This is a genomic window from Actinoplanes campanulatus (genome assembly GCF_014647795.1).
GTDB classification, from domain to species: Bacteria; Actinomycetota; Actinomycetes; order Mycobacteriales; family Micromonosporaceae; genus Actinoplanes; species Actinoplanes campanulatus.
The window spans coordinates 824,395-836,026 of record NZ_BMPW01000001.1; the positions used below are offsets into that span (position 1 = coordinate 824,395).

General features: G+C 71.6%; 11 protein-coding genes and 3 tRNA genes. 5 read left to right on the top strand and 9 right to left on the bottom strand.

Annotation, left to right across the window (positions count from 1 at the left end):
* The first annotated feature begins 23 nt into the window (after positions 1-23).
* Genes IEZ13_RS03675 through IEZ13_RS03685 form a run of 3 tightly spaced genes read left to right on the top strand, consistent with a single transcriptional unit; the run spans position 24 to position 4,378 of the window.
* Positions 24-2,789 carry a helix-turn-helix transcriptional regulator gene (locus IEZ13_RS03675; RefSeq protein ID WP_183216613.1) on the top strand — a complete coding sequence of 922 codons (2,766 nt, stop codon included), beginning with the start codon at positions 24-26 and terminating at the stop codon, positions 2,787-2,789.
* A 54-nt stretch (positions 2,790-2,843) separates the two neighbouring features.
* Positions 2,844-3,632 (top strand): alpha/beta hydrolase, encoded by a 789-nt coding sequence (locus tag IEZ13_RS03680; protein ID WP_183216615.1) that lies wholly within the window; start codon positions 2,844-2,846, stop codon positions 3,630-3,632.
* Entirely contained in the window at positions 3,629-4,378 is a 750-nt protein-coding gene (locus IEZ13_RS03685) for an MBL fold metallo-hydrolase (protein WP_183216617.1), read from the top strand. Before IEZ13_RS03680 ends, IEZ13_RS03685 begins: the two co-directional genes overlap by 4 nt.
* Positions 4,379-4,422: 44 nt before the next feature.
* On the opposite strand, the gene IEZ13_RS03690 is transcribed toward IEZ13_RS03685, so the two are convergent.
* The 4 genes from IEZ13_RS03690 to IEZ13_RS03705 all read right to left on the bottom strand — a co-directional run bounded on the left by IEZ13_RS03690 (position 4,423) and on the right by IEZ13_RS03705 (position 5,829).
* Positions 4,423-4,495, bottom strand: a tRNA-Glu gene (locus tag IEZ13_RS03690).
* Between the two features lie 270 nt (positions 4,496-4,765).
* A tRNA-Glu gene (locus tag IEZ13_RS03695) sits at positions 4,766-4,838 on the bottom strand.
* A 52-nt stretch (positions 4,839-4,890) separates the two neighbouring features.
* A tRNA-Gln gene (locus IEZ13_RS03700) sits at positions 4,891-4,962 on the bottom strand.
* A 63-nt stretch (positions 4,963-5,025) separates the two neighbouring features.
* Positions 5,026-5,829, bottom strand: coding sequence for an NAD(P)H-binding protein (locus IEZ13_RS03705; RefSeq protein WP_183216619.1), 804 nt, complete (start codon positions 5,827-5,829; stop codon positions 5,026-5,028).
* 47 nt (positions 5,830-5,876) lie between these two features.
* On the opposite strand from IEZ13_RS03705, the gene IEZ13_RS03710 reads away from it, so the two are divergent.
* Positions 5,877-6,581 carry a TetR/AcrR family transcriptional regulator gene (locus IEZ13_RS03710; RefSeq protein WP_183216621.1) on the top strand — a complete coding sequence of 235 codons (705 nt, stop codon included), beginning with the start codon at positions 5,877-5,879 and terminating at the stop codon, positions 6,579-6,581.
* On the opposite strand, the gene IEZ13_RS03715 is transcribed toward IEZ13_RS03710, so the two are convergent.
* The 4 genes from IEZ13_RS03715 to IEZ13_RS03730 form a co-directional block, all read right to left on the bottom strand.
* On the bottom strand, positions 6,570-7,364 hold the full coding sequence (locus IEZ13_RS03715; RefSeq protein ID WP_183216623.1) for a fumarylacetoacetate hydrolase family protein: 795 nt from the start codon (positions 7,362-7,364) through the stop codon (positions 6,570-6,572). The genes IEZ13_RS03710 and IEZ13_RS03715 overlap by 12 nt on opposite strands.
* A gap of 67 nt (positions 7,365-7,431) precedes the next feature.
* Positions 7,432-7,674, bottom strand: a complete 243-nt coding sequence (locus IEZ13_RS03720; protein WP_183216626.1) for a helix-turn-helix transcriptional regulator — start codon at positions 7,672-7,674, stop codon at positions 7,432-7,434.
* A 17-nt stretch (positions 7,675-7,691) separates the two neighbouring features.
* Complete coding sequence (locus tag IEZ13_RS03725) at positions 7,692-8,534, bottom strand: ABC transporter permease (RefSeq protein ID WP_183216628.1); 843 nt, start codon at positions 8,532-8,534, stop codon at positions 7,692-7,694.
* Positions 8,531-9,460 (bottom strand): ABC transporter ATP-binding protein, encoded by a 930-nt coding sequence (locus tag IEZ13_RS03730; protein WP_183216630.1) that lies wholly within the window; start codon positions 9,458-9,460, stop codon positions 8,531-8,533. The genes IEZ13_RS03725 and IEZ13_RS03730 overlap by 4 nt, the downstream gene beginning before the upstream one ends.
* A gap of 133 nt (positions 9,461-9,593) precedes the next feature.
* Between IEZ13_RS03730 and IEZ13_RS03735 the strand changes: the two genes are divergently transcribed.
* Positions 9,594-10,535 (top strand): 3-methyladenine DNA glycosylase, encoded by a 942-nt coding sequence (locus IEZ13_RS03735; protein ID WP_183216632.1) that lies wholly within the window; start codon positions 9,594-9,596, stop codon positions 10,533-10,535.
* Positions 10,536-10,759: 224 nt separating this feature from the next.
* Here IEZ13_RS03735 and IEZ13_RS03740 read toward each other — a convergent pair whose 3' ends face one another.
* Positions 10,760-11,512 carry a tyrosine-protein phosphatase gene (locus IEZ13_RS03740; RefSeq protein ID WP_183216634.1) on the bottom strand — a complete coding sequence of 251 codons (753 nt, stop codon included), beginning with the start codon at positions 11,510-11,512 and terminating at the stop codon, positions 10,760-10,762.
* Between the last annotated feature and the right edge of the window lie 120 nt (positions 11,513-11,632).

Here is an 11,632-nt window from a genome sequence, read left to right on the forward strand (position 1 = left end):
CGATGAGTGGATAGGCTGCCGCCGTGAGGCTCTTCGGGCAGGGCGATCGGCTCTTCGGGCGCGAAACCGAGTGCGCCGTCCTCGACGGCCTCCTCTCCGAGGCGCGATCCGGGCACAGCGCGGCCTTGGTGCTGCGCGGCGAGGCCGGCACGGGCAAGACCGCATTGCTTCGGTACGCGCTGAGCACGGCAACCGGCGCACCGGCCGGAAGCGGCGCCGGGACGCTCGTCATCAGCGGTGTCGAGGCGGAGGCCGGGCTGCCGTACGCCGGACTGCACCGCCTGCTCATCCCGCTCCTGCCGGAACGCGGCCACCTCCCGCCCGCCCAGCGCGCCGCCCTGGAGGTGGCCTGCGGTCTCACCGACGGCCCCACCCCCGACCTCTACCTGGTCAGCCTCGCGGCGCTCACCCTGCTGGCGGCCGCGCCCCGGCTCTGCGTCGTCGACGACGTGCACTGGCTGGACCCGGACTCGGCCCGTGCCCTCGCCTTCGTGGCTCGCCGCCTGCACGCCGAGGGGGTCGTCCTGCTCTTCGGCCAGCGGGTGGTCGCCGAGGATCCGGGGCTGCTCGCCGGCGTGGACGTGCTGGAGATCACCGGCCTGGCCCGCGACGCCGCCATGGCGCTGCTCTCCGACGTGGTCACCGGCGACCTGGACCTGGGTCTGGCCGAGCACGTCGCGGAAAGCACCGGAGGCAACCCGCTGGCCCTCACCGACCTGGGCCGGGAACTCACCGCCGAGCAGCTGCGCGGCGCCTCCCCGCTGCCCGATCCGGTGCCGATCGGCAGCCGCCTGGAGGCGCACTACTCGGCGCGGGTCAGCGGCTACCCGGAGGCCACCCGGACCTGGCTGGTGCTCGCCGCGGCCGGTGCGGGCGCCCGCCACGACCATCTGCTGGCCGCCGCCGGCCTCCTGGCCGTACGACCGGAGGACGCCGCGCCCGCCGAGTCGGACCGGCTGGTGTCCGGCACCCCGCCGGTGGTGTTCCGGCATCCCCTGGTCCGCTCGGCGGTCTACGGCGACGCCCCGCCCCCGCGCCGCCGGGCCGTGCACGCCGCCCTGGCGGCCGTCATCACCGGTGACGCCGACGCCGACCGTCGCGCCTGGCACCTGGCCGCCGCCACCGCCGCGCCGGACGAGACGGTCGCCGCCGAGCTGGAGCGCCGTGCCGACCGGGCCGGCGCCCGCGGCGGGCAGGCCGCCCGGTCCACCTTCCTGAGCCGGGCGGCCGAACTGACCCCGGACGAGACGGTCCGCACCGGACGCCGGGTGGAGGCGGCCGCCGCCGCGATGGCGGCCGGCGCGCCGGTCCGGGCCCTGCTGCTGCTGGAGACCGCCGGCGACGATCACCTGTCCGGGCCGGCCCGCGGGTCGGCGCTGCTCACCCGGGCCCTCGCCACGGTCAACACCGGCGCGCCCACCGCGCTGCGGGACGCCACCGCGCTCTGCCTGGAGGCGGCCGGCGCGTTCGGCGCCGACCACGGCCGGGCCCGGCGGGCCGCCGTGCAGGCCGTCGACCACGCCATCGGCGCGGAACACCTGTCGTCGGTGAGCGAGACCACTGTCGCGGCCGAGGCCGCCCGGCTCGCCGCCACCGATCCGGACGGGCTGGACGGGCTCCTGCTGGCCGGTTACGCGTCGTTCATCCAGGACGGGTACGCCGCCTGCGTACCCCTGCTGCGCCGGGCGATCGCCGCGATCGCCGACCCGGCCCTCCCGGACGAGACGCTGCGCCGCCGGTTCGTCGTCGGGATCAACTACTGCAACCTGCTCTGGGACGACGACACCAAACTGCTGCTGCTGGACCGGGCCGAGGCCGCCGCCCGGCGTACCGGCGCCCTGCACACGCTGGACCTGGTCCACTTCGTCGGCGCGATGACCGACGCGGTGCTGGGCCGGCTGCGGCACGCCGACCGGCACGACGCCGCCGGGCAGCGGCTGCGCCGGTCGATCGGCATCACCGCCGAGCAGGAGCAGGTGTGGCGGCATCCCGAACTGGTGGCCTGGCGGGCCCCGGACGGCTTCCGGGAGACGGTTCCGCAGGCCCTGGGAGTCTTCGAGATGCTGCACATGGGCGGCATGCACACGGTCACCCGTCTCGCCGTGGCCGGGCTGGAGATCGCGAGCGGCGCCTATCCGGCCGCGGTCGAGCTGCTGCTGGACATCGTCGACCTGGGCCGGCCCCGCCGGTACGCCTGGGCCCTGCCCGACCTCGTCGAGGCCGCCCTCCGGTCCGGCGACCGCGCGACGGCCGAACTCGCCTGTGCCGACCTGACGTCGGCCGCCGGTAACAGCGGCACACCCCGGGCCCTGGGCCTGCTCGACCGGTCCCGGGCCCTGCTGGCCGCGCCCGAGGAGGCCGAGGAGCACTATCGCGCCGCCGTCGAGCGGCTCGCTGCCACACCGGCGTGGGGCGACCTGGCCCGGGCCCGGCTGCTCTACGGCGAGTGGCTGCGCCGCCGCCGGCGCCGGCGGGACGCCCGGGACCAGCTCGCCACGGCGCTGGAGATGTTCGAGGAGGCCGGGGCCACGGTGTTCGCCGGGCGCGCCCGGGCCGAGCTGGGGGCGACCGGGGAAAGCGTGCGCTCACCCGTACCGAAGGAACGCGAAACGGCCTTGACCCCGCAGGAGGCCGCCGTGGCCCGCCTGGCCGGCGCCGGGGCGACGAACGCGGAGATCGCCGCGCACCTCTACCTCAGCCCCAGCACGGTCGACTACCACCTGCGGAAGGTGTTCCGGAAGCTCGGCGTCACCTCGCGGCGGCGGTTGCGCGGCGTGTTGCACGACTGACTACGAGTTCCACGGGATTCGCCGGTGGGCGCGTTCCCACCAGGATCGTAGGACATGAAGCCGATCGTTCTTGTGCACGGATTCTGGGTCACGCCGCGGAGCTGGGAGAACTGGGTCGCCCACTACGAGGCCAAGGGCCACCGGGTGATCGCGCCCGCCTACCCCGGCTTCGAGGTCGAGGTGGAATCCCTCAACGCCGACCCCACCCCGATCCTGAACGTCACCGTGCCGCGGATCATCGCGCACCTGGAGGAGCAGATCCGGGAGCTGCCCGAGGCGCCGATCATCATCGGTCACTCGGCCGGCGGCGCGTTCACCCAGATCCTGCTGGACCACGGGTACGGCGCGGCCGGCGTGGCGATGAACTCGGCGCCCACCGAGGGTGTGCGGGTGGTGCCGCTGTCACAGGTGAAGTCCACCTTCCCGGTGCTGAGGAGCCCGGCGAACCGGCACCGGGCGGTGCCGCTGACGCTGGAACAGTGGACCTACGCGTTCACCAACACGTTCACCCCGGAGGAGTCGAAGGCCCTCTACGAGCGGTACGCCGTCCCGGCCAACGGGGGCATCCTGTGGGGCAGCGTGCTCGCCAACTTCCAGCCCGGCCACCAGGACACCTGGGTCGACTACCACAACGACGGGCGGGCGCCGCTGCTGTTCGTCTCCGGCTCCGAGGATCACATCATGCCGCCCGAGGTGCAGCGGTCGAACCACAAGCACTACCGGTCGAACACGGTGACCGAGATCCGTGAGTACGAGGGCTACGCCCATCTGCTGCCCGCACAGAAGGGCTGGGAGCAGATCGCCGACGAGGTCCTGGACTGGGCCCTCCGGCACGCCCGGTGAACGACCTGCGGATCACCCACGTCGGCGGCCCCACCACCCTGATCGAACTGGCCGGGGTCCGGCTGCTCACCGACCCGACCTTCGACGAGCCGGGCCGGCGGTACTCGTTCGGCCTCGGCACGTCATCGGTCAAGACGGCCGGCCCGGCGGTGGCCGCCGGCGAGCTCGGGCCGATCGACGCGGTGCTGCTCACCCACGATCACCACGGGGACAATCTGGACGTCGCGGGCCGGGCGCTGCTGCCGTCCGTGCCGGTGGTGCTGACCACGGTGAGCGGGGCCCGCCGGCTCGGCGGCAACGCCACCGGGCTGGCGCCGTGGCGGTCCGCCCGGGTCGGTGAGATCGAGGTCACCGCCACCCCGGCCCGGCACGGCCCGCCGCTGTGCCGGCCGATCGTCGGCGAGGCGATCGGGTTCGCCCTGCGGCCGCCGGGCAGCACCTCGGTGATCTGGATCTCCGGGGACACCGTGCTGTTCGGCGGGGTCCGGCAGGTGGCGTCCCGGTTCACCGTCGACACCGCGATCCTGCACCTCGGCGACGTCCGGTTCGGGCTCACCGGCCCGATCAGCTACACCATGAACGGCCGGGACGCGGCCCGCCTCGTCGAGTCGCTGCGGCCGCGGAAGGTGGTGCCGGTCCACTACGAGGGCTGGTCCCACTTCCATGAGGGCCGTGCCGGTGTGGAGGCCGCCTTCCCGCCCGGCACCCTGACCTGGCTCACGCCCGGCGTGCCCACCACGGTCTAAAGCAGAGCGGCCCGCACCTTGATCGGTGCGGGCCGCTCTCGCTGTAGTCCCGAAGGGATTCGAACCCTCGCTACCGCCTTGAGAGGGCGGCGTCCTAGGCCGCTAGACGACGGGACCCCATATTCGCCTCCGGCTTTCCCCGGCGGCGCGCTGAACTCTATCAGCCCCTGGCCCGCAGCCGAAATCGGATATCCACCCACCTCACAGCCCCGGCCCGACCCCACTGGCGCACACGTAACGGCGTCCGTGGTCGCCCGCCCACGCCATGACGCCAGGCCGCGCACACGAACGGCGCGACGTGAGCGCCGCCTGGCCAAAGCGCGGGCTCTGCTTCGTACCCCGGAAAGCGAAACGGCCCGCATCCGAAGATGCGGGCCGTTTCCGATGTAGTCCCGAAGGGATTCGAACCCTCGCTACCGCCTTGAGAGGGCGGCGTCCTAGGCCGCTAGACGACGGGACCAGAACGTGCTGTTTCACTGCTTCCAGCACTGCCCTCCCGGAGGAGGGCCGCGCTGGGGTACCAGGACTCGAACCTAGACTAGCTGAACCAGAATCAGCCGGGCTGCCAATTACCCCATACCCCATTTGGCCCGGCTTGCCGCGCCGGAGAGAACTTTACCTGAGGCCAACCGGCCCGCCAAATCGGGTCACCCGAATAGATCAGCGTGATGCCGCGCCCACTTGACGTAGGCGGTCGCGGGACGGCCGAGGAGATCGGCGACCGTCGACACCGCCCGCTGGGGATGTGCCGTGAGCTGGGCGAGCCCGTCCAGGTACCAGCGCCCGTACTCCCCCATGGCCAGCTCGAACTGGGCGACCGCCGCCTCGCCGGTCAACTCGACGTAGGTGAGGTCCCGGCCGAGACCCTCGGCCAGGGCGGCGACCTTCTCCGGACGGCTGAGCGCCTGCGGGCCGGTCAGCTCATAGGAGCGCCCCTCGTGACCGTCGCCGAGCAGCACCTCGGCGGCGACCGCGGCGATGTCCTCCTGGGCGATGGGTGCGTTGATCGCGCCGGGGAACGCGTCCCGCACCTCGTCGCCGGCCCGGATCTGCGGGGCCCAGATGGTGGCGTTGGCCATGAACTCGCCCGGCTCCAGATGGGTGAAGGGCACTCCGCTGGCCTCCACGCCGTCCTCGACCGCCTGCCAGTGGTCGCCCTTCGCGCCGGCCATGTCGACGATCCGGCGCACCCCGGCCTCGGCGGCCATCCGGCAGACCTCGAAGACGGTGGCCGGGTCGGGCGCGAGGTACACCACATCCACGCTGGCCAGGGCCGCGGCGACCGTCGCCGGCCGGCGGAAGGAGCCGCGCACCACCTCGACGCCGGGTGGCAGCGCGGCCCGCTCCGGATCGACGGTGAGCGCCCGGACGTCGTCCGCGCCACGGGCCAGCAACTCGTCGACGACCATCCGGCCCACGTTCCCGGTGGCGCCGGTGACAAGGATCCTCATTCTCGTACCCCCTACGGAAACTGCTTTCCCGTAGGGTATACGGAATCATGGAGAACTACCCCCTGCTCTGGCGCGGAAATCTGCCCGCGAAGAAGGCCGCCGGGCGCCCGCCCCGGCTCAGCGTCGACGCGGTGGTGGCCTCGGCCGTCCGGATCGCGGACGCGGACGGCCTGGAGGCGGCCTCGATGGCGCGGGTGGCGGCCGATCTCCGGGTGGCGACCATGACGCTGTACACGTATGTGCCCTCCCGCTCGGTCCTGGTCGATCTGATGGTCGACCAGGCGCTGCTGACCCGGCGGCTCGGCGCGACCGAGGAGGGCTGGCGGGAGCGGGTGGCGGTCTTCGCGGCGCGTACCCGGGAGATGTTCGTGGCGCACCCCTGGCTGACCGAGGTGTCGCTGGTGCGGCCGCCGCTGGGGCCGGGCACGATGGCCGAGCGGGAGTACATGATCGCCACACTGAGCGGCCTGGGCCTGCCGGTCGGGGAGATCAACCGGGCGGCGATCACGGTGACGGCGTACGTCTACGCCTTCGCCCGGGAGGCCGGTGAGGACGCGCGGCTCAGCCGGGTCAGCGGGCAGTCCACCGAGTCGTGGTGGTCGGAGCGCGGCGAGTTCTGGGAGAAGTGGTTCGACGTGGAGGCGTACCCGGCGATGACCGCGCTGTGGAACGCGGGCGGCTTCGAGGACCAGGCCGCGTTCGATTACGGCCTGGCCCTGCTGCTGGACGGGATCGAGCGGTCAGTCGAGTGACACGACCGGGTTCCGCAGCTCGCCGATGCCCTGGACGCTGACCGAGACGGTGTCCCCCGGGACGATCTTGCTGACCCCGGCCGGCGTGCCGGTGAGGATGATGTCGCCGGGCAGCAGCGTCATGACGTGCGACACGTAGGAGATCAGGGTCGGGATGTCGAAGACCATGTCCTTCGTACGCCCGATCTGGCGGACCTCCAGGTTCTGCGGGTCCTGGCCGACCTCGCAGCGCACCTCGACGTCGCTGACGTCCAGCCCGGTGACGATCCACGGGCCGATCGGGCAGAACGAGTCGAAGCCCTTGGCGCGGGTCCACTGCGGGTCGCTGCGCTGGAGGTCACGGGCGGTCACGTCGTTGCCGCAGGTGTAGCCGAAGATCGCCTTCTCGGCACCGGCCCGGTCGACCCGGCGGGCGCCGGCAGCCCCGATCACCACGGCCAGCTCGGCCTCCTCCTCGACCTGGCTGGTCACCGAGGGGATGCGGATGGCGTCGCCGGGGCCGATCACCGAGGTGGACGGCTTGATGAAGATCAGCGGCTCCTTGGGCACCTCGTTGCCCATCTCCTTGGCGTGGTCGGCGTAGTTGCGGCCGATTCCGATCACCTTGCTGGAGAAGATCGGGGCTAGCAGCCGGACGTCGGCCAGGGCCCACCGCTGCCCGGTGAAGCGCACCTCGTTGAAGGGCAGGCTGTCGATCTCGGCGACCGTCAGGCCCGAGGAGCCGTCGCCCTCGACGACGCCGAACGACACTCCACCGGCATGAACAAAGCGGGCGAAACGCACGGGTAATCCCATCTGTAGCGGTGCGGGCGCCCGGCCGGGCTGTCGGGGCCGGGCATTCCCCTACAACCTATGCCGATCGGGTTTCCGCACCGAGCCGCGGGAATGGTTCCAGGGCGAACACCACCTCGACCGGCACCTCGAAGTAGGTGCAGATCCGCAACGCCAGGTGCAGGCTCGGGCTGAACTCGCCGCGCTCCAGGTAGCCGACCGTCTGGTAGTGCACCCCTAGAGCGTCGGCGAGCTGCCGCCGGGTGATGCCGCGCTCGGCGCGCAGCATCGCGATCCGGTTGTAGGTGACCTCACTGGCCATGCCTCTTCCGCGCTCCCTCAGACGGTCATCCGGGTCATCGCCCGCTCGCGCCGCGCCGCCACCGCGGAACCGGACTCCCGGCGGGCCATCCGGCGCAGAATGCCCGGCGCCAGCACCAGCCCGGCCATCGACCACGCCACCAGCACACCGGCCGTCTGCGGATGGCGCCAGGAGCCGCCGATCTCCGCGGCCGCCAGGGCATCCGGCAGGAAGGCCGATCGCAGGCCCAACCCTAGCCAGTAGACCGGGAACACCTGCGCGACGCCCTGCAGCCAGCCGGCCAGCGCCGTGACCGGGTAGAAGACGCCGGAGACCGCGGTCAGCCCGAGGAGCGGAAGCATCATGAGTGACGCTTGGCGCGGATTGTCGAAGAGGGCGCCGAGCACCGCGCCCAGTGGCATGGTGGCCAGAAACGCCAGCGGCAGCAGCCAGAGCAGGACCAGCGCGCCGTCGACTCCCACGGTCAGGCCGTCCACCAGGAAGAGGCCGGGCACGAGGACGAACAGGCAGCTGATCACGGCCACCCCGGCGACCACGACGATCTTGCCGAAGAGGTAGCCGGTCATCCCGTTGGGTGTGGCCTTGGCACGCAGCAGCGTGCCGTCCTCCCGGTCCATCGCGAGGTACTGCATCATCGTCATGAGCCCGCTGATCACGATGAGCATGGCCACTGAACCCACCAGGCTGTGCGCGCCCAGCGCCATCTCGGTGCCCGGAATGGTGCTGCCGCGCATCCAGACCAGCGCGATCACCAGGAACACGGCGGGCAGCGCATAACCGAACAGGTCTGTCCCGCTGCTCAGGGTCTGCCGCAACTCGATCAGGCCGCGCCGCAGGCCCAACCCCACCACCCGCGTCATCGCGCACCCCCCTCGGCCTCCCGGACCAACTTCATATACGTCTCCTCGAGGCTGCTCGGCCGCACCTCCAGGTCACCGATCGCGTCGCCGTGCTGGCGGAACAGCTCCCGCACGAACCCCGTCGCGTCCGCCGCCGAGTGCACGAACCGCTGCCCCGCCCGCGTCCAGCGGATCTCCGTCTCGCCGGCCACCTGCCGGGACAGCTCGTCGGCCGAGCCGTCCGCGACGATCCGCCCCTTGGCCAGGATCAGGATGCGGTCGGCCAGCTTCTCCGCCTCGTCGAGGTCGTGCGTGGTCAACATGATCGTGGTCTCGTCCACATCGGTCAGCCGGTGCACCAGATCGTGGAACTCGCGCCGCGCCTCCGGGTCGAAGCCGACCGTCGGCTCGTCGAGGAAGAGCAGCTCGGGGCGCCCGACGATGCCGATCGCGACGTCGAGTCGGCGCCGCTGGCCACCGGACAGCCGGGCGATCCGGGTGCCCGCCGACTCGGTCAGCCCCACCACCTCGAGCAACTCGTCGACCGGCCAGGGACGCGGACGGTCGCCCGTCGAGAACTCCGCGTAGTAGCCGCCGAGATGGTGCAGCAGCTCCCGGACCTTCCATTTGCTGTGGTCGCGCCACGATTGGAGCACCACACCGAGCCGGGCCCGCCACAGCTCCGCCCCCTGCTCCGGGTCGACACCGAGCACGCGCACCTCGCCACCGGACCGCCGGCGGAAGCCCTCCAGAATCTCGATCGTGGTCGTCTTGCCCGCGCCGTTGGGCCCGAGCAGGACGAGCACCTCGCCGGCGGTCGCCGTGAAGTCGACGCCGGCCAGCACTTCCTTGTCGCCGTAGGACATGCGGAGATCGCGGACCTCGATGACCGGCTCCGCCCCCGGCGTGTCGGCCACGGAGCCCGCGGCCAATACCGATCCCGTCATGTCGAGCACACTATCAAAGTCGTAGTACATGTACTACACATCAGCGTACGTCTTTAGTGCCACTTCTGGTGGCGGAACTCATTCGCGCCAAACGGTGATCGTGTTGATCGCCTTGGCTAGATACATTGGTGCGATGGGGATCAAGCAGGTGAGGGCACTCACCACCACGCTGCCCTCGGTCACCTGGATTCCCCTCGCCCGGGCGCACTCCGAGCGCGCCGACCAGATGACCGCGGGCCACCGTGCCCGTCGCGCGACGGGCGACAAGCACGCCATCGAGGACTTTCTGTACGACTACTACGGGACCCGCCCGTCGCTGTTGCGCCGCTGGCATCCCGGAGTCGGCACCGGCCTCTCCCCGGCCCCCGACGGCCTGGCCGAGCACGCCGGCTGGAAGTTCTACATGACGTACGAGGGCGGGGTCGTCACCCTCGACCAGGACGCGTTCATGCACGCCCGCGCCGAGAGCGTCCGCTACATCCACGGCCTGCTCACCGCGACCGCGTCCCGCCCGGTCTTCTCCGGCTGCTTCGGCCTGCACGAGTGGGCCATGGTCTACCGCGACGCGGAGCACCGCCACGAGCTGCCGCTGCGCCTCGGCCAGGAGGGCACCGACCAGGTGGTCGAGCAGCACAGCATCCGCTGCACCCACTTCGACGCGTTCCGGTTCTTCACGCCCGAGGCGGTCGGGCTCAACCGGTTGCAGCCCACCCGCGCCACGCAGGTCGACCTGGACCAGCCCGGCTGCCTGCACGCCGCGATGGACGTGCACAAGTGGGCGCAGAAGCTCGGGCCCGCCGTCCCGGGCGCGCTGGCCCTGGACTGCTTCGCCCTGGCCGGCGAGATCCGGCTGCTGGACATGCAGGCGAGTCCGTACGATCTGACGTCCTACGGCCATCCCCCGGTCAAGATAGAGACCGCGGAGGGCAAGGCGGAGTATGTGGCTCGTCAGCGTGAGCTGGCCCGCCGGGCGGCCGGTCTGCGCAGCCGGCTGATCCGCGTCTGCGAGGCCCTGCTCGGGCCGGAGGCCGCCGCACAGAACCGCGAGGCCGTCGCCCCCTTCAACCAGCGCTGATCAGGGAGGACCCGGCTCGGGCGGCTCCGCGCTGAACCACCCGAGCCGAGCCGGCGGCCGTGTCGGAGACCGCCTCCAGCCGGCCCGTCACCTGGGGACGCACTCCACGTGGGCCGCAACTGGGGCCCGGCCTGGCTGCCACATATCGGGTAGTTGCCACCAGGCCGGGCATGACGCTGAGCATACCGCCAGTTGCGTGACGACAGGTAGTCCCATGACAGGTGCTAAGTACCTGAACGGGTGAGCAGGTGGGACCGCAGGGCCGCCAGCTCGTCGTCGGTGAGACCGATCTCCTTGACGTAGGATTCGACCGATCCGTGCAGCTCACGGAGGTCGTCGAGGAACAGGTGCATGGCCTCGGCCGGCGAGTCGAACATGTGGTCCTTGCCCTGGATCGACTCCGGGCTCGTCAGGCGAATGGACTCGGTCAGCGGGCGCATCGCCTCGGTGGTCAGCGCATAGTCGGCGGCGATGTCCTCGTCGGACACCCCCAGCAGCGACAGGGTCAGCGCACACACCGTGCCGGTCCGGTCCTTGCCTGCCATGCAGTGCACCACCACCGGCGCGGCCTCCCGGTCGGCGATCAGGCGCAGCGACTCGGCGATGCCCTCCCTGCCGTCCTCGGCAAAGTTGAGGTAGCGGTCGGCCAGCCAGCGGGCGCGCACGGCGTCCTCCGGGTGCTCGAGCCCGTCCCAGTCCACGTGCCGGAGCACCAGGTTGTGGTAGTCGACACCGTGCGACTCGGCGACCCGGCCGAACTTCTCCACCTCGAACGGACGCCGCAGGTCGATCACCGTCCGGACCCCGAGAGCCGCGAAGATCCTGGCGTCCTTCTCGTCCAGGCTGTGCAGCGCGTCGGCCCGGAACAGCCGCCTCCAGCGCACCCGGCGCCCGTCGAGACCGGCGTAACCGCCCACGTCTCGGAAGTTGTAGGCCTTGGAGAACGGCAGGTTTCGTGAATACGCTTCGGCCACCACGCCTCCAACCTATCCGCCGGCGCCGATCGCCTCACCGGTCGATTTCGTCACTCTTGCCGGTACCTTGCGTCTCAGCTATTGGATTTCCGGCGTCTACTGCGGTAGCCCGTGGCATGCTTC